This window comes from Microbacterium sp. A93 (genome assembly GCF_051842835.1).
The window spans coordinates 185,278-202,006 of the sequence record NZ_JBPXMT010000016.1; the positions used below are offsets into that span (position 1 = coordinate 185,278).

Consider the following 16,729-nt stretch of genomic DNA (forward strand, 5'->3'; position numbering starts at 1 on the left):
TTCTAAGTGGGGATATGGGCAGGTAAACTGGCAGTTATGGACGAAGATCGGACCTTGCAGTGGCCGCCACACGGCATCGAAACGCTTCCCTGGCAGCAGCAGGCTCGTGGTGGCACCCGCGAGGACCGGATGATGCGGTCCGTGGATGCGACCATCCCGCCGTTCATCCGCGAGCTCGACTACATGCCGCCACTGAAGGTGATGCTCCACACCGAGCGCGCACTGCTCGCTGTAGCCCAGGCCGACACCGACGCCGAGGGGCACTCCGCAGCTCTCAGCCGCTTCATGGTCCGCTCCGAGTCCGCCGCCTCGTCGAAGATCGAGCGCATCAATGCTTCCGCCCGCGACTACGCCAAGGCGCTGGCCGGTAACAAGGGCAACACCTCCGCCACCAGCATGGTCGCAGCATCCGCCGCACTCCACGAGCTGATCACTAAGGTCGGTGAGAGCGGGCGCTTCGAGCTCGACTACCTCAAGAGCGCCCACCGTGCGCTCATGGCCGACGACCCCCAGGAAGCCGACTACGCCGGTCGCCTCCGCGACATGCAGAACTGGATCGGCAGCAGCGACCACTCCCCTCGGGGCGCACTCCACGTTCCCCCGGCGCCCGAGCGCGTGCCCGAGCTGATGGACGACCTCATCGCCTACCTCAACCGGGACGACGTACCCGTGATGACGCAGGCCGCGATCGGTCACGCCCAGTTCGAGTCGATCCATGCCTTCACCGACGGCAACGGTCGCATCGGCCGGGCTCTCGTCTCCGCTGTGCTGCGGCGTCGAGGCGTCACCCGAAACGCGGTGGTCCCCCTCGCCAGCGGCCTGCTCGCCCGCCGCGACGACTACTTCGCCGCCCTCGGCTCTCACCGACTCGGCGACCCTGCACCGCTCATCGACCTGTTCGCTCTTTCAGCGCGCGCGGCCGCCGAATGCTCCCGCGAGACCATCGCCCGACTGAAGGCGATGCCCGAACTGTGGGCTGCAGAGCTGAATCCACGCGCGAACTCCGCTGCAGCTGCTCTCATCCAGGCGTTCTACGACCACCCCGTCATGGGCACCGACCAGATCGAAGCCACAGCTGGTTCCCCCACGGCCGCCTACAGGGCGATCGACCAGCTGGTCGACGCCGGCTTCATCGAGGAGATCACAGGGCGCAAGAAGGACCGCGTCTGGGCGGCATCCGAAGTGATGGCCGAGCTCGACGATCTTGACCGCCGCATCCAAGCAGCTATGCACGAAGGAAAGCACGACTGATCGCACGGGAACGAACGAAACGAGTCCCGCCTCAGCTGATTGAATCAGGCTGAAACGGGACTCGACGGTGGCGGTGACGGTGGGATTTGAACCCACGGATTCGGGATCTGACTGGATACGGAAGTCCGGATTCGCCCGGAATCCCTTGGATTTGAGTCCGAGTAGGATCAGGCGGATCGGGTTCGATTTGATTCAGTTGTTCCCACGACGGTATTCAGACTCAGCGCAACTCGTAAGTCGAGATGAACACCGCCAAGTCTGTCGGATCGCGGTGCACGTCGTACGCGCGCAGCAGCTGCACGTACCGAGCCTTGTCGATCTGCCAGTCGTACAGCTCGACGGCCTCGCAGTCCTGCGCCGCAGCGATGACGCGATCGGCAAGCAACCGCGTGGCCCGACCGTTGCCGTCGACGAAGGGATGGATGCGAACACCGTCGGCGTGGACGGCGATCCCCAATTCGCGTGCCGTCCAGTCGCTGGTGTGATTCCAGCGGCACTCGCTAGTCTCCAGCGACCCGCGTAGCTCTGACGCGACGTGCACTGGATCGATCCCGATGTTCACGATGTGTGTTCGATACCGGCCGGCCCATGTCCAGCCGTCGCCACACAGCCTGCGATGCAGGTTTGGAAATCTAGGAGGTCGGGGCTTTCGTGCATACTCAGCGGAAGGCGGCTTCCCCGGTGAGGACCTGTCCGAGCACGAGGGTATGCATCTCGACGGTTCCCTCGTAGGTGAGTACGGATTCGAGGTTGACCATGTGGCGGATGATCGGGTACTCGAGAGAGATGCCGTTGCCGCCGAGGATGGTGCGCGCGGTGCGGCAGATCTCAAGTGCTTCGCGGACGTTGTTGAGCTTGCCGATGGAGACCTGCTCGGGGCGGAGCGTGTTGGCATCCTTGCGGCGACCCAGGTGGAGCGCCAGCAGGTAGCCCTTGATGTACTCGAGCGACATGTCAGCGAGTTTCTGCTGGGTGAGCTGGAACGCACCGATGGGCTTGCCGAACTGGATACGGTCTTTCGAGTAAGTGCGGGCGGTCTCCAGGCTTGAACGGGCGGCACCGAGGGAACCCCAAACGATCCCGAAGCGCGCCTCGTTCAGACACGACAGCGGCCCCTTCAGGCCGCGGGCCTCGGGGAGCATCGCCGATGCGGGCAGACGGACCTCGTCGAGGACGAGCTCACCGGTCGCGGAGGCGCGCAGGGAGAGCTTGTGCTTAATCTCCGGCGCGGAGAAGCCGGGGGTGTCGGTGGGCACGACAAAGCCACGGATGCCCTCATCTGTGTCCGCCCACACGACGGCCACGTCGGCATAGGGTGCGTTGGAGATCCACATCTTCCGGCCGTCGAGGATCCAGTCGGAGCCGTCGCGGCGTGCCCATGTCGTCAGATTGGCGGGGTCGGATCCGACATCCGGTTCGGTCAGTCCGAAGCATCCGATCGCATCCCCTGCGGCCATGCGGGGCAGCCATTCCTGCTTCTGCTCCTCCGAGCCCCACCGCCAGATCGCGAACATCGCCAGCGAGCCCTGCACGGACACCAGTGAGCGCAGCCCGGAATCGGTGGCTTCGATCTCCAGGCACGCGATGCCGTACTCTGTCGCCGACATGCCCGCGCAGCCGTACCCTTCCAGATGCATCCCGAGCACGCCGAGGGAGCCGAGCTCCTTGGTGATCTCACGAATGTTCGGGATCCCGCCGTTCTCGAACCACTCGGCGATGTAGGGTTCGGCGATCGAATCCAGCGTCTGCCGGACCGCGCCGCGAATCGACTTCTCGTCTTCGGTAAGCAGATCATCCAGGCCCGCCGGGTCGGCCGGGTCTAGTGCGGGCAGTTTGGTGGGGTCGAAATGGCTCATGCTATTTCCTCCTGTTGAAGCCAGTCGCGCACAACCTCGTCGTGCTCGCCGAGCCGTGGGGGTGCGCTGTAACGCGTGATGGGTGTATCTGAGTAGGTGATCGGATGCCGCACCTGCGCCGGTCGGCCTTCGCCGACCTCGACGAGCGGGTCAAGGCCCAGCTCGGTTGCCAGCGCGAACCCGTCGGCGATCGAGCCGACTTTGCCAGCAGGTACTCCGACGGCGAGGAGCTTGCCCACCCACGTATCGGTGACATCGTGGGCAAGCAGGGCGCCGAGCGCGTCGACCAGAGCCAACCGGTTCTGCACGCGCGCGGCGTTGATCGAGAAGCGCCCGTCGTCGGCGAGCGACTCGTCACCGAGGACGGTGGCAAGTTTGCGGAACTGTCCGTCATTCCCGCATGCGACAGCGATCGGACCGTCCTTACAGGGCAGCAGTTCGTAGGGTGCGATCGACGGATGCGCGTTGCCGAGCCTGCCCGGCGCGTCCCCGGTCGTCAAAAACGAAGATGCCTGGTTGACCAGCGAGCCCAGAAGGCTCGAGAGCAGGTTGACCTCAACAAGCTGACCCCGGCCGGTCACAGTCCGGGCGTGCAGGGCAGCGAGGATGCCGACGGTGGCATCCTTCGACGTGAGAACGTCGACCAGTGCGACACCCGCCTTCGTGGGCGTGCCCCCGGCCTCGTCGGGAGCACCGGTGATCGACATCAGCCCACCCACCGCCTGCACCAGGAAGTCGTAACCGGGCAGGTGCGCCCCACCGCCGCTGCCAAAGCCGCTGACCGAGCAGTACACGACACCAGGGTTGGCCTGGCTCACCGCGTCGTAACCGAGAGCGAACCTGTCGAGGGCGCCTGGGCGGAAGTTCTCCACGAACACGTCCGCCCGCCGAGCCAGCTCACGAGCGAGCTCCAGGTCGGCGGGGTCAGTGAGATCGAGGGTAACCGATTCCTTATTCCGGTTCGCACTCTCGAAGTACGCGGTACTGTTGTCCGTCCACGGAGGACCCCAGGAACGGGTGTCGTCCCCGGCTCCCGGGCGTTCGACTTTGATGACCCGTGCACCCAGATCAGCCAGCATCGTCGTTGCGTATGGACCAGCCAACACACGGCTGAAATCCGCGACGAGGATGCCGTCAAGGGGAAGCCTCACGGCGTGACCAGCTTCCCGTTTACGCGGCGTGGGATTGACCATGAATTGTCGGAGGCACTCATAGGACTCAGTGTTGCCGAAGTCGATTATGATGTGAAGTACCGATTTTGGGTTCGCACAATACCTTTCAGGTATCGCTCTCGGATGCGAAGATATACGCGTTCACACGTGAGCCATCGCGGGCCCAAAATGGTGGCTCGATGGATGCGGGCGCTCCGAGGTGCGGAAAAGGAGCTGCGCACGCCCATCGTCGTTGAACACGGATTCCTTAGACCGGCTCAAGCAGTTCGGGCCGCACTACTTCCTCAACGGACCCCGCAGCCACGATTCTGCCACAACCTAGCAAAACGAGTTGGTCTCAGTTGTGACTTTAGTTATCGCTCGGATGCGAAGTTCTCAGCGATTTCAGTCAGCGCGGCCAGCGCGGGATTGACATCTGCGCGGCGCCACGCCAACCGCACGTCCACAGCCCCCAGTGTGGGTGCGATCGGGCGGAAGGCAACGGTGTGGACAGGGACGTTGTCTCGCACCCCCGAGAACGTCAGCGCAATGCCGTTGCCTGCATCGACCATGAGCAACTGCGTGGCCGAGTCTGCCGCCGTACCGACGATTCGAGGCAGAAAGGGGCCGCGGGAAGCGAACTCTTGCAGCCGGCTGGAGAGCGTCGCACCACCACCGCCAGGGAGCACGACCCACGGTTCGTCGATCACGTCGTCGGCGGTGACGGCGTCGACCGTTACCAGCGGGTGATCTTCAGGCAGGGCGATGAGTAGCTCCTCCCGCGCGACCACTCGTGAATCCACGTCCTCAGGCAGGGTATCCCACCGACCGAGGATGGCATCGAGAGAGCCAGACATAAGCCGTTCGAGTCCCGGCTGCGAGAACTCGACTCCATAGAGCTCGACGGCGACATCAGGTCGACACGCACGCATCCGGCGCACCAACACGCTCACGAGGGAGTTCACCGAGGCGCCGGCGAAACCGAGCCGAATGCGCCCCGTCTCTCCGCGTAGCACTCGACGCACGAGATCCGTCATCCGCTCCGACTGCATGACGAGCTCACGCGCCGGCTCCACAAGTGCCGCGCCGACGGGTGTGAGCGACACTCTCCGCGGATTGCGTTCGAAGAGCTCGGCACCAATCTCCTGCTCTAGAGCGCGGATCATCCGACTCAAAGGCGGTTGAGCGATATGCAGGCGCACTGCGGCACGCCCGAAGTGCAGTTCATCGGCGACCGCAAGAAACGCGCGGGCCTTGTTAACTTCCATCCCACTGAGCGTACTGCCTCACGCGAGGTCCAGTCACTGGCGTGATTCCAGCGATACCCAATCATCTCCAGCAACCTGCGCAGCTCTGATGAAATGTGCACCGGGTCGATTTCTATGTTCACCATGTGCGTGCGATTCCGCCGACCCACGCCCAGATGCCGCCATACAGTCGACGATGCAGATCCCGGAAGAATCCATCCGTCAAAAGGACGTCCAGACGGAGACGCTGCTCCAGGACCTCCGTGAGGAGAGTCTCGGTCACCTCGGCCTCGATGACTTGTTCAACGTCATCGTTTCGCACCCCGTACGTACCCGCTAGGCGCAATGCGACGCCCGAGCGACGCCGAATTCACCGCGGCACGCACAGTGGCATGCTTGACTGCGGCCTTGTCGATCTGCGATCTGGGCGGGATCGAAGAGCATCTTCGTATCAGAGGATCCCAACTCACCTCGCCTACTGGTGGAGCGAAGCTAAGCCTGGATCCACCGATTGAGTGTGAGCTGAGGTCGGCGCGTTAAACGGAGAATTCCTGTCTGATCAGGGAAAATAGGACTTGTCTAAGGTTCCATTTCGCCCGATAAGAGAGGCATCTCGCAGATGCAAGTTTCTCTCATCGCCCGTTCCGCTGCCGCATCATTCGATGACCCGAATCTTGTGTCGATCGCCGGGCTGGTCCCGATCGTGCGCCTCGCCGAGAAAGCCGGGCTACGAAGCCTCGCCGATCAGTGGTTGAGCGTCCCGACGGACAAGGGCGCGAACGCCGGATCGAAGGTGTCATCACTCGTGGCGGGGATGGTCGCGGGTGCAGATTCGATCGATGACATGGCGGTGCTGCGCCATGGTGGGATGAAGAAGCTCTTCACCTCGGCCTGTGCGCCCTCAACGTTGGGGTCGTTCCTGCGCTCTTTCACCTTCGGACACGTCCGCCAACTCGATGCTGTCGCATCCCGATTCCTGGTGGCTCTCGCCGGCGAGGCTTCGATCGTCCCGGCACCCACGGATACGGGGATGGTGTTCGTCGATGTCGATGGCACGATCATTCAGGTCCACGGGCCGAAGAAGCAGGGCGCCAGGTTCGGATACTCCGGCGTCCGCGGCCTCAACGCGCTGCTGGCGACCGTGTCCACCCGCGCGTCCGCTCCCGTGGTCATCGCCCAACGTCTCCGCACGGGCGCGGCCGGGTCCCCGCGGGGTGCGGCACGGATCGTCGCCGACGCGATCAAGACCGTGACCCGACTCCCCGGGATGAAGGCCGTGCCAGTGCTGCTGCGCGCGGACTCGGCGTACTACGGCCACGCGACCGTGACCGCAGCCCTGAAAACGGGGGCGGACGTGTCGATCACCGCCCGGCAGGATCCCGCGGTCAAACGCGCGATCGGCACCATCCCCGATGACGCCTGGACCAAGATCAAGTACACCGACGCGATCTACGACCCCGACACCGGCGCCTGGGTCTCTGACGCGGAAGTCGCCGAAGTTCCCTTCACCGCGTTCATCTCGAAGCCGAAGAAAGGCCGAGTCCCAGGTCGACTGGTCGCCAGGCGCATCCCCGAGCTGAACAAGAAGAAGCTGTCCCAACCGACCCTGTTCGACACGCACCGGTTCCACGCGTTCTTCACCACCAGCACCCTCGACACGATCACCGCCGACCAGGTCCACCGCCGTCACGCGATCATCGAGCAGGTCCACGCCGATCTGAAGAACTCCGCCCTCGCGCACCTCCCGTCGGGCATCTTCACCGCCAACGCCGCCTGGCTCGTCCTGGCCGTGATCGCGTTCAATCTCACCCGCACCGCCGGGGCGCTCACCGGTGCTGAACTCGCGAGAGCGACGACCGCGACAATCCTCCGGAAACTCGTCAACATCCCCGCACGGATCGCGTCCTCCGCACCCCGCGTCAGACTGCATCTGCCCGAAGCTTGGCCCTGGGAAACGGAATGGACCGCATTGTTCGCTCACGCCCTCGCACCACCCCGAGGCTGACGATCCCGACCGACCTGCCATCACGGCACCGACGAGAAGAACGAGTGGAACATCACGGGCAGCGAGGCCCGCGGCTCCAACGCGCCAACCATCACCGAGCCGTTCAAGAACCCGCCAACACCCCGCCACCCAAGAACATCGGTGGATCGAGGCTAAGACGCAACGGCCACCGACGCCACCACCGGATTGCGCATCGTTCCTACCTCCGGCACGGATGTCTCAACCACAAATCCGTCAGCCAAGTACAGCGGAGGTTCCCGTCGCGCCCCGACTCCCTCAGGGGTCCCGGTGAATATCAGGTCGCCTGGCTCGAGCGTGACGAACCGACAAGTCCACGCGAGCAGGTCAGGAATCGAATAGATCAACTGCGCGGTCGATCCTGACTGGACTTCTGTGTTGTTGACGGTTCCTCGGATTTCGATCGCGTTGAGATCGGCAAACTCATCGAGGGTCACTAGATAGGGCCCAGTAGGCGAGAAGGTGTCGTAGGACTTGGCTAGCGAGAACTGGGCGAGTGGCGGGCGCCGCTGTTCGTGCCTATCAGAAACGTCTTGTCCCGCTGTAATGCCGGATACGTGGTCCCAGACATCGGCGGCAGCAACCCCACGCATTCTCTTGCCGATGACGACAACGACTTCTGCTTCGTAGTCGATCATTTCGCATCCATCTGGGACGATAATTGGATCGAATGGCCCACACAGCGAGCTGTTCAGCTTAGGGAATACTGCGGGCTCTCCCGGCACCGTTTTGTGCGATTCAACCACGTGCGCATGGTAGTTGAGCGCGACCGCCAAGATATTGTTCGGACGCGGAATAGGCGGGCCGAAGTCGCTGGGCGCCACCTCAGTCGACGGCAGTACAATCTGTGATGATTCGAGAAACCTACGAGCAATATTCTGAGTTTCTACCTCAACATACGCCATTGGGTCGAATGGAAGAGCTCCGCGGCTCGCGGCCGATAAATCGACGTGGTCACCGCCCAGCAGGGCGTGCGCTCGTCCGTTGATGTTTGCGATCTTCATCTAATGCTTTCTTGAAGGGCCATCGAAGGCGTGGTACATGTGGTTCAGACGAGGGCTGGGTAACTTCCACCGTCAAGGTGGAGATTCTGTCCCGAGATAAATCCGGCGAGTGGACTTGCGAGGAACGCGCATGTCGCGCCCAGCTCGGCCGGGTCACCGAGCCGCCGAGCCGCTATGGACTCGACTTGTCTGGCACGCGCTTCTTCGAAGCTGATGCCGTCGCGAGTTGAGGCAACCTCTGCCATGAACCGTTGTCTTTCGGTATCGAAGCGCTCAGGAAGCAAGTTGTTGATTGTCACGTTGTACTTGGCCACGTCGAGTGAGAGTCCTTTGACCGCAGCAGTCAGAGCCGCGCGTGCTGCGGACGAGGCGGCCATCGTGGGCCGTGGTGTCGTCACCATCGCCGACGTAATATTGATGATGCGCCCGTATCGGCGCTCGCACATACCGTCGACCACCCGATTGATGAGGTCGACATGTGGAAGAAAATTGGCTTCCATCCCGGCCATCCACTTGTCGCGGTCGGCCTGCTGGAAGGGTCCGGGCGCAGGGCCCCCACTGTTGGTGACAAGAATATCGGGCGCTGAACATGCATTGATAATGCGCTCACGCGTATCGCTTTTCGCCAGATCGCCAGCTACGGCGATTACCCGAACGTGGTCGCCAGCGCGGCGGGCGAGTTCGTCGGCGGCGTTTTTGAGGACATCAAGTCGCCTGCCGTTGATCACGACATTGACGCCTTCGTCCACAAGTGCCGCTGCGCAGGCATAGCCGAGGCCCTGTGAGGAACCGCCGACGATGGCCCAGAGACCTGCTAATTTCAGATTCACTGCTTGATCTCTCCCTTGTCGTCAGCGCTACCAAGCGAGTCCACGCACGCGCGACGCGTGGCGTCGATGTGATTGCTGAGAAGCTGAACAGCAGTGTCGGCATCACGTGCGATGACTGCATCGGCAATTGCTTTGTGTTCGGCTGCAACATTTCGCTTGTCACCGGTATTGAGTTTCGCCATCTGCCGGATGATCTCAGACTGGTCGTACAACTGTCCCCGGAACGCGAGCAGTCGCGGCGAGCTGCACGCGGCTGCGCATGCTTCGTGAAACATGCGATGCGCCTGGCTCCATCGCTCGTTGACTTCCGGGTCTTCCTCGATGGTGGCGCTGGGCGTAATCGAGAGCTGATAATGGGCTGCGACAACTCCGACTTCCCAATCGATATCACCTAATTCGATGGACCGCCGTACCGCCAGGCCCTCGATCTCCGATCGGACGAAGGCCAAATCGTTGATCTCAGCATCCATCAAAGATGGGATGGAGAACCCCTTGTTAGGTTCGAGGACGACGAGCCCTTGTTCGGCCAGCCGCGTAAGAGCCTCCCGCACCACGCTTGCACTCGCCTCGTACTCACTACAGAGGGCGGAAAGTTTGAACCGATGGCTCGGTTGAAAGTCGCCTCGAAGTAAGTTTCGCCGCAACTGCAAGTAAAGCCATTGGTGCCGAGTTTCTGCGCTTTGGGTTCGTGCCACGATTGATCCTCCGTCTATGAACTGGTGTCGGTGGTAACGTAATCGGTCTCGAAGTTCGCTGCCGGTATCCCGACTCGCAGGGGCACGACCGATGCTGGGAAATCAGTGACAACTTCGATACCACGTTGGGCCACCGCATCGAGAAACCGGGGTAGATGATCCATCGCACCAGTAGGTAGATCGTGCACGACGAGGACATGATGGTCTCGCTCGGGTAATCTCGCGAGAGCACGCTCCACCCATCCGTCTGGCATCTTGGAATCGCGAACGAACAGTGTCCACAGAACTACGGAATATTTCTTCGCCATAAGATAGTCAGCTGTGCCCCGAGTGAGAAGGTGAGAACCTATCGCCCCGTGTCCCGTCGGGCGGAACAGTCTCGACTCGACGTCGAGGTCTTCGAGAACAGCATCCGCGTTCACGATCTCAGCGAGCTCACGATCCCGATCGTGGAGGAGACCCAAAGGTTCGCCGTGGGTCATGGTGTGGTTTCCGATTGAGTGGCCAGCGGACCGTATCGCCTTGATCAGATCGGGCCCTCGGTCGGTAGCTGCTTTTTGACCAATTACGAAGAACGTCGCGGTTAGTCCTCGCTGTTCGAGGACGTTGAGCACCTTCTCGGTAACCCCTGGTGTCGGGCCGTTGTCGAAGGTGAGGGTCAACTTCTGCGTCGACATCATGTGTCACCGGTGCAACGAGGCGCGCTGTCACATAGAGCAGTCCTGCGGTCGACCGCAGCGAGTCGAGAAGAGCACAGACGGCGAGCGTCCATAGTTGTCGGGCAGTCAATCATCTGGGCGGAATCGAGAGCAGAACGGCAGTGGTACCGCCGGCCGATGGGAGCATGGTTTTGAGTTCTAAAGTTGGATCGACGCCGTCGTAGCTCTCCGATGGACGGGACTGCGTGGACCAGAGGATGCTCTTGCCATGTCCCCCGTGTCGTGGTCGACGTTGCAGTGTGTGGGGGTGCACCGTCCTCGTGCACTTTACTCGAGCCATCTGCATTGGCCACGACCACTCGGCGAGCCTTCATCGTGTTATCTCCTTCGATAAGTTGAGGCTTTACTCCCACCAGTGCGTTCGCCACACGAGACTGAGATCACGCCTCGACGTACACAGAGCCTGCCCTACAGAAGACTCGCTTGTCAAGCATATTTTCGATTCTTACTGAACAGCCTCTAAACGAGGTGGACAGCAGGATCATTGAGCAAAGACGACTTACGGCTAGACAAATCGACTATGACTTGCATAAGAGATTATTGGGATCTAGTGTGACGGAAGTGAGCGAGTCTGACGACGCTCTTCGATCTCAAGTCCGGAGAATGCCTCGCCAGCCAAACAACTCCAAACCTCTAGTCGGATGCGAGGAAAGCCGGCGAAACCGAAATGAGTGATCAATGACGACACCGGCGACTGGCAAAATTCACCCCGATGGCTATGTCGCACTCGACGCCGTAGCGATGGGTGCGCCCTACGTCCTGCGAGCCGGAGAGGCTCAGCATTACCTCGCGCACGGCGGATTGCGGTCCGTATTGGCTCGTTCTGAAGACACCCACGGCGATTTGGGGATCTTCGTCAACTCGGGTGGCCCGAGCCGTGCGACCATACCTCACTATCACCGACACACCACCGAGTTCATATACGTACTCGAGGGCACCACTCGTGTCTGGCTGGAAGACAAAGAGGGTGACAACCGGCTTGTCGATGACCTGCAACCAGGAGATTTCGTACTTTTGCCCGTGGGCTGGGTACACGCATGGGCATTCACGGGTACTAGAAACCGCTATCTCGCAGCCAACTCCCCAGGTGGCTTCGAGAAGGCGCTGGGGATGCTGAACCCGGAGCAGCAGACCTCCCTGAAAGACCTCCGCGCAATGGAAGAAACGGTAGACGTAGTTTGGCTTCCCGAATGGGACTTCTTTCAGGGCGCGGACGCACAGTATGCTCCAGTGCCAATGGCTTCCGAATCGGGAGACTAGTGTCCCGCGCCAGTAGTTCGCTTCATTAGTCGGGCGATGGATTCGAGGATCTGGTCAGCAGTCTTGGTCCAGATGAAGGGCTTGGGGTTCTCGTTCCACTCTGTGGCCCAGGCGCGGATGCCACGTTCGAGGGCGTGAATGTTCTTGTGGACGCTGCGTTGAAGGAGCTGGCCAGTGAGATAGGCGAACCAGCGTTCCACCTGGTTCAGCCAGCTGGAGCCGGTCGGGGTGAAGTGGACGTGGAATCTCGGGTGTGCAGCCAGCCAGTTCTTCACCAGCGGCGTCTTGTGGGTGGCGTAGTTGTCGCAGACGATGTGCACGTCGAGCTCGGCCGGAACTTCGGTGTCGATCTTGGTAAGGAACTTCTTGAACTCCACGGCGCGGTGCCTGCGGTGGATCGAGGAGATGACGGTGCCATCGGCGATGTTGAATGCGGCGAACAGGCTCGTTGTTCCGTTGCGGAAGTAGTGGTGAGTGCGCTTTTTAGGCATGCCCGGCATCATCGGCAGCACCGGCTGCGAGCGGTCCAACGCCTAAACCTGGCTCTTCTCATCGACGCAGAGAACCACAGCAGTCTCCGGCGGATCCAGGTAGAGGCCGATGACGTCGTAGACCTTCTCGATGAACAGCGGATCGGTGGAGAACTTGAAGCCTTCGACCCGGTGCGGCTTGAGTTCGAACGTCTTCCAGATCCGCCCGATCGTCGACTTCGAAAGACCAGAGCGCGCGGCCATTGACGCCCGCGACCAATGCGTCGCGTTCTTCGGCGTCGACTCCAGCGTCGCCACGATCACCTCGTCGACCTAATCAACACTGATCGTCGCCGGGCGACCGGGTCTCGGCTCGTCCACCAGCCCATCGAGTCGATCGGCAACGAACCGCGCCCGCCACTTCGCCACCGTGTGTGCCGCAACCCCGAGCCTCGCGGCGACCTCGACGTTACTCAGCCCCTCCGCGCTGGCCAGCACGATCTTCGAACGCAACGTCAACGCCTGTGAGGACTTCGCCCGACGCGCCCATCGCGTCAGTTGCTCACGCTCGTCATCCGCCAACACCAACAACGCCTTCGGGCGCCCGACATTTGCCATACCCCATTCTACAATTCAGAAGTGAATTTATGGCGCAGGACACTAGATGATTGAGTCCTGGATCTTCACGCTCATCCAGGAAGGAAAGGCGTCGGCGTCGGTGGGTCAGCGCGGACCACATGACTCGCGGCTAACCGGCGCGGAGGAATCCTGATGACGACGCTCCCTGATGACGCCGAACCATACGCCCGCGGGTATGAGTCCTTCCGCGGTAAGATCCGCGAGACGACATCGCGTTCCATTCCGGCGTGGCTCCCGAGCAACGCGCGCCCGCTGGTTCGCCCAATGTCGTGCTCATCGTCGTTGACGATATTGGGCTTCTCGAAGCCGACGCAGCCGAAGGCCTCTACCGGCTCGTTGATGCCGCTTACGAGAAGCGTTCCATCGCGGTGTCCTCGAACCTGCACCCGGCGGGCTTCGACGAGTTCATGCCAAAAACCCTCGCGACCGCGACCGTTGACCGGCTGATACACCACGCGCACGTCTGCCAAACCTCGGGCGACATTTGAGACCGTGTGTCCACACTGCCATGAGATATGGCACACGAAGTCATGATCGTCAGCGTCCCCGAAGTGCTGAGATTCGCTGTCCACGATGTAGCGAGGTTGCACACCAACCCCATGGACTCGTGCTGCCGAAAGGTGCTACTCGCCAGGTGCGACAAACCGGTCGCGAACCATCACCAGACGGAGCCTTCGCTCTTCAACTGATTCCGCATCCCTCACCATCCGGCCAATCGGAGCACTGGTGGTGGTCCGAATGAATCTCCACTGGATCGCTAGCCCGGGATGCTTCTATGTCTTGTCAAGTCCATTCTGCTGACTGAAGCGTCGGTAGAGCTGGCGGGCGATGTATCGCTTGAGAGAGCGTCGGATCTCTTTTGTTGTGCGCCCCTCCGCGCGTCGTCGCTCGACGTAAGCGCGAGTTGGCGGGTGGTGGGACGTCCGCGTCACTGTGATCGATGACAGTGCCCGATTCAGGCGTCGGTCCCCTCCGCGATTGAGTCGATGCCGGGTGGTGTTCCCGCTCGATGCGGGCACGGGACTCACACCAGCGAGCACCGCGAACGCGGCTTCGGAGCGCACCCGCCCGAGGTGCGACCAATGATCACGGCTGCGTTGATTGCGCCGATGCCTGGCTCGTCGAACTGGGCGGCACCGTCGCTGGCGGCGACCAGCGCGGTGATCTCCCTGCGGTTGGCGGCGAGGTCTTCGTCGCAGGCGGTCACGCGTTTGGCCAATCGGATCGCTTCACGGCGGGCTGTCGCTGTCGCCAGATCTTCCTGTCGTGTCCGCCAGGCTCCGATCACTGCGAACTGCTTCTTGGTCAGCGAGGTCCGTGCTGTGATGTCTCATGACGTGCCTGACAGTTCATGTCTCAGTGGGATCTGACACTTCGTAGCGTGCGAGGAAGCCGCGGGGTTTGCCGTTGGGGATGTAGGTTCCCGCGGGTGGGCGGTCATGGCTGCTCAGGAGCGTGCCTTGGTGATCGAAGATGATGATCCGCTTTGGCTCGAGGAGGATGTTGAAGGTTTGACCGGCGTGGGGTTTGCCGATCATGATCTTGATCCGTGCGACGCGGACTGTTCCGTTCGCGGATGCGGTGCGAACGAAGTGTCGGGGCGGGACAGGTATGGGGTGTGGGGAATCTGGTCGGGGTCGGGGTCGGGGTCGGGCTCTTCGATGTCGCGGTGTAGCAGGCGTGGGGCGTCATCATCTGGAGTGATTGATGGGGCCGATGCTCGTTGTAGAGCAGGTCGAATTGATCGAGTTGGCTTTGCAGATCGTCAAGATCCCGAGCGGGCGCTCGGGCACGGAGCCATCGTTTGAGCGTCGAGTGACCGCGTTCGTTCTTGCCCTGGGTTTGCGGGTGAGCGACGCTGGAGGCGATGGCGTGAACACCGAGCGCGGTCACCATCGCGGTGAGCTCACCGATCCAGCCGCGACGGATCGGGTTCAGGGCTGTCCCATTATCTGAGAGCAACCGCTGCGGCACCCCATGGCGCTCTATGCCTGTGGTGACCACGCGCACGGCGTCTCGCGCGTTCTCGGACCGGGCGGCAAGAGACGCGATCTGCAGGCGGGAATGGTCATCATTGAGTTGAAAGATCGCGACGACGCGGCCGTCCGCGAGCGTCCAGTCCGTTGCATCGATCTGCCAACACTCGTTCGGGGCCGCATACCGGAAGCGGACGTATGAGGTGCGGGGGCGTTTCTTCGGCTGGGCGGTGACGAGCCCGTTGCGGGTGAAGATTCGTGCCAGAGTCGCGCGAGAGGGTGGGGCGATTCCGAGCCTGGTCAGCTCGAATCCAACCGAGATGGGGCCATGGTCCCATCCCTCCGCTTCCAACCTGGCCCGAGCCTCGATCGCGAGCGCCTCAACAGGTGCAGGCGTTTTCCGTGGCGAGGTTCGTGGTCTGCTCGAGCGGGGCATCAACGCCTGCGGGAGGGCATCCTCCCGCATCCGTCTTCGTGTCGCATAGAACCATTCCCGGGACACCTTGTTCTCCGCGCAGAAACGACTCATCGCCCCGCGCGGCGCGTCCTCGGGCCAGGAAGCGATGATCAGCCGCAGATCAGTACGGGAAGAGTCATAAGCCATCCCCTGATCGTGCAAGACCCCGAGAAGTGTCAGGCAGGTCCCGAGACACAACTGTCAGAAAAGCACTGAGACTTCACACAGCGAGGTCCGTGCATCAATGCCCAGATCGGCCGTCCGTAGCAGCGCCGTCAGTGCGTTGATCGACCGAGTGCGTTCTAGGTTCACGAGGTCGCGGGCACTGATCAGCACTCGCAGTGCGGCGCGGATTCCCGTGTCTTGCCGTGGATCGCGGAGCTGTTCGATGTCGATGCTGAGGACGGATCGGGCGATGAGTTCCGCGTCGATCTCGTCGCTCTTGCCCCGGCCGCGCCGCTCACGGGCCGGTGTCGGGAACGACTCCACGACCCGGTAGCCTGCGTCCTGACAACAGCATGCGAGCCCGGCACCGTACGACCCGATCCCTTCGATCGCGATGAGCACGTCGACCAACCCGCTCGTTCGTCGACCACTCCAGGCGACCGCGCGAGATAGCCCCGCGGGCGTCGTCGGGAACGCCTGGGTGTCAATCCTCGCGCCGGTACGTGCCTCGAGGACGGCGAGCGTGTGTGTTCTTGCATGCGCATCCGCGCCGATGACATACGTGAACGGGTTTGCAACGATGGTCATGTGGCTGCGATCCTTCCGGGGTTGACGTCACTGCTGGCGTCGACCCCGGGAAGGTCACTTCGAGGCAGGCCTGTAATGGGCCACGACCGCCGCTAACGGTCGGGCAAGCTTCTAATCAAGCCATCGGAGTGGACAGGGTCGGCGCCGGCACCCGCCCAGCCGGACAGATCCCAGGAAAGGCACTCTGCTCGAGAGCAGAAGGCCAGGCGATTCAAGAGTCACGACCAAGCGGAGCACCAGCACCTACCCTGCCAGCCGACACCAGGTCAGCCGCTACGAGACTTACAGGCGATTCAGGCGTCATCTGGCCATGAGGGAGGGGAGCCAGGTGACGAGGTCGGGGAAGAAGATCCAGAGGAGGGTGACGATGACTGCCATGGGCATGAACAGCCACACTG

Annotated in this window: 16 protein-coding genes and 2 pseudogenes; 5 read left to right on the top strand and 13 right to left on the bottom strand. The window is 62.1% G+C overall.

Annotated elements, in window-relative coordinates:
- Positions 1-36: 36 nt before the first annotated feature.
- Positions 37-1,251: a Fic family protein gene (locus ACSU1G_RS31400; RefSeq protein ID WP_439285058.1), complete on the top strand. Its 1,215-nt coding sequence runs from the start codon at positions 37-39 to the stop codon at positions 1,249-1,251.
- Positions 1,252-1,471: 220 nt separating this feature from the next.
- On the opposite strand, the gene ACSU1G_RS31405 is transcribed toward ACSU1G_RS31400, so the two are convergent.
- From ACSU1G_RS31405 to ACSU1G_RS31420, 4 genes are all read right to left on the bottom strand, one after another.
- Positions 1,472-1,960, bottom strand: a complete 489-nt coding sequence (locus ACSU1G_RS31405; RefSeq protein ID WP_439285092.1) for a Fic family protein — start codon at positions 1,958-1,960, stop codon at positions 1,472-1,474.
- Positions 1,911-3,107, bottom strand: a complete 1,197-nt coding sequence (locus tag ACSU1G_RS31410; protein ID WP_439285059.1) for an acyl-CoA dehydrogenase family protein — start codon at positions 3,105-3,107, stop codon at positions 1,911-1,913. The genes ACSU1G_RS31405 and ACSU1G_RS31410 overlap by 50 nt, the downstream gene beginning before the upstream one ends.
- Positions 3,104-4,258 carry a CaiB/BaiF CoA transferase family protein gene (locus ACSU1G_RS31415; protein WP_439285061.1) on the bottom strand — a complete coding sequence of 385 codons (1,155 nt, stop codon included), beginning with the start codon at positions 4,256-4,258 and terminating at the stop codon, positions 3,104-3,106. Before ACSU1G_RS31415 ends, ACSU1G_RS31410 begins: the two co-directional genes overlap by 4 nt.
- A 374-nt stretch (positions 4,259-4,632) precedes the next feature.
- Positions 4,633-5,526 (bottom strand): LysR substrate-binding domain-containing protein, encoded by an 894-nt coding sequence (locus ACSU1G_RS31420; RefSeq protein ID WP_439285063.1) that lies wholly within the window; start codon positions 5,524-5,526, stop codon positions 4,633-4,635.
- A gap of 175 nt (positions 5,527-5,701) precedes the next feature.
- On the opposite strand from ACSU1G_RS31420, the gene ACSU1G_RS31425 reads away from it, so the two are divergent.
- On the top strand, positions 5,702-5,845 hold the full coding sequence (locus tag ACSU1G_RS31425; protein WP_439285065.1) for a hypothetical protein: 144 nt from the start codon (positions 5,702-5,704) through the stop codon (positions 5,843-5,845).
- A 279-nt stretch (positions 5,846-6,124) separates the two neighbouring features.
- Positions 6,125-7,510 carry an IS1380 family transposase gene (locus ACSU1G_RS31430; RefSeq protein ID WP_439285067.1) on the top strand — a complete coding sequence of 462 codons (1,386 nt, stop codon included), beginning with the start codon at positions 6,125-6,127 and terminating at the stop codon, positions 7,508-7,510.
- 152 nt (positions 7,511-7,662) lie between these two features.
- On the opposite strand, the gene ACSU1G_RS31435 is transcribed toward ACSU1G_RS31430, so the two are convergent.
- The 4 genes from ACSU1G_RS31435 to ACSU1G_RS31450 are packed head-to-tail and all read right to left on the bottom strand — an operon-like array spanning position 7,663 to position 10,737.
- A complete protein-coding gene (locus tag ACSU1G_RS31435) occupies positions 7,663-8,532 on the bottom strand; it encodes a fumarylacetoacetate hydrolase family protein (RefSeq protein ID WP_439285069.1) in 870 nt (289 codons plus the stop codon).
- 44 nt (positions 8,533-8,576) lie between these two features.
- On the bottom strand, positions 8,577-9,362 hold the full coding sequence (locus ACSU1G_RS31440) for an SDR family oxidoreductase (RefSeq protein ID WP_439285071.1): 786 nt from the start codon (positions 9,360-9,362) through the stop codon (positions 8,577-8,579).
- The gene (locus tag ACSU1G_RS31445) at positions 9,359-10,057 is read right to left on the bottom strand and encodes a GntR family transcriptional regulator (protein ID WP_439285073.1); all 699 of its coding nucleotides are present in this window, start codon (positions 10,055-10,057) and stop codon (positions 9,359-9,361) included. The genes ACSU1G_RS31440 and ACSU1G_RS31445 overlap by 4 nt, the downstream gene beginning before the upstream one ends.
- 14 nt (positions 10,058-10,071) lie before the next feature.
- Complete coding sequence (locus ACSU1G_RS31450) at positions 10,072-10,737, bottom strand: polysaccharide deacetylase family protein (protein WP_439285075.1); 666 nt, start codon at positions 10,735-10,737, stop codon at positions 10,072-10,074.
- Positions 10,738-11,454: 717 nt separating this feature from the next.
- Between ACSU1G_RS31450 and ACSU1G_RS31455 the strand changes: the two genes are divergently transcribed.
- Positions 11,455-12,036 carry a quercetin 2,3-dioxygenase gene (locus ACSU1G_RS31455; protein WP_439285077.1) on the top strand — a complete coding sequence of 194 codons (582 nt, stop codon included), beginning with the start codon at positions 11,455-11,457 and terminating at the stop codon, positions 12,034-12,036.
- Here ACSU1G_RS31455 and ACSU1G_RS31460 read toward each other — a convergent pair.
- Positions 12,033-13,124, bottom strand: a pseudogene (locus ACSU1G_RS31460) (IS630 family transposase). The gene ACSU1G_RS31455 and the pseudogene ACSU1G_RS31460 overlap by 4 nt on opposite strands.
- Positions 13,125-13,372: 248 nt before the next feature.
- Here ACSU1G_RS31460 and ACSU1G_RS31465 point away from each other — a divergent pair.
- On the top strand, positions 13,373-13,633 hold the full coding sequence (locus ACSU1G_RS31465; RefSeq protein WP_439285079.1) for an ATP-binding protein: 261 nt from the start codon (positions 13,373-13,375) through the stop codon (positions 13,631-13,633).
- 285 nt (positions 13,634-13,918) lie between these two features.
- Here ACSU1G_RS31465 and ACSU1G_RS31470 read toward each other — a convergent pair.
- From ACSU1G_RS31470 to ACSU1G_RS31485, 4 genes and pseudogenes are all read right to left on the bottom strand, one after another.
- A pseudogene (locus ACSU1G_RS31470) lies at positions 13,919-14,212 on the bottom strand (transposase); the annotation flags it as partial.
- Positions 14,170-14,433: a hypothetical protein gene (locus ACSU1G_RS31475; protein WP_439285081.1), complete on the bottom strand. Its 264-nt coding sequence runs from the start codon at positions 14,431-14,433 to the stop codon at positions 14,170-14,172. The pseudogene ACSU1G_RS31470 and the gene ACSU1G_RS31475, both read right to left, overlap by 43 nt.
- A gap of 149 nt (positions 14,434-14,582) precedes the next feature.
- Entirely contained in the window at positions 14,583-15,725 is a 1,143-nt protein-coding gene (locus tag ACSU1G_RS31480; RefSeq protein ID WP_439285082.1) for an integrase core domain-containing protein, read from the bottom strand.
- Positions 15,726-15,779: 54 nt separating this feature from the next.
- The gene (locus ACSU1G_RS31485; protein ID WP_439285084.1) at positions 15,780-16,331 is read right to left on the bottom strand and encodes an IS110 family transposase; all 552 of its coding nucleotides are present in this window, start codon (positions 16,329-16,331) and stop codon (positions 15,780-15,782) included.
- Between the last annotated feature and the right edge of the window lie 398 nt (positions 16,332-16,729).

Bases quoted from the DNA above. Each gene is read 5' to 3' on its own strand.
- ACSU1G_RS31455 (WP_439285077.1), top strand. From the start codon at position 11,455: ATGACGACACCGGCGACTGGCAAAATTCACCCCGATGGCTATGTCGCA.
- ACSU1G_RS31450 (WP_439285075.1), bottom strand. From the start codon at position 10,737: ATGATGTCGACGCAGAAGTTGACCCTCACCTTCGACAACGGCCCGACA.
- ACSU1G_RS31485 (WP_439285084.1), bottom strand. From the start codon at position 16,331: ATGACCATCGTTGCAAACCCGTTCACGTATGTCATCGGCGCGGATGCG.
- ACSU1G_RS31400 (WP_439285058.1), top strand. From the start codon at position 37: ATGGACGAAGATCGGACCTTGCAGTGGCCGCCACACGGCATCGAAACG.
- ACSU1G_RS31435 (WP_439285069.1), bottom strand. From the start codon at position 8,532: ATGAAGATCGCAAACATCAACGGACGAGCGCACGCCCTGCTGGGCGGT.
- ACSU1G_RS31430 (WP_439285067.1), top strand. From the start codon at position 6,125: ATGCAAGTTTCTCTCATCGCCCGTTCCGCTGCCGCATCATTCGATGAC.
- ACSU1G_RS31410 (WP_439285059.1), bottom strand. From the start codon at position 3,107: ATGAGCCATTTCGACCCCACCAAACTGCCCGCACTAGACCCGGCCGAC.
- ACSU1G_RS31425 (WP_439285065.1), top strand. From the start codon at position 5,702: ATGCAGATCCCGGAAGAATCCATCCGTCAAAAGGACGTCCAGACGGAG.
- ACSU1G_RS31480 (WP_439285082.1), bottom strand. From the start codon at position 15,725: ATGGCTTATGACTCTTCCCGTACTGATCTGCGGCTGATCATCGCTTCC.
- ACSU1G_RS31420 (WP_439285063.1), bottom strand. From the start codon at position 5,526: ATGGAAGTTAACAAGGCCCGCGCGTTTCTTGCGGTCGCCGATGAACTG.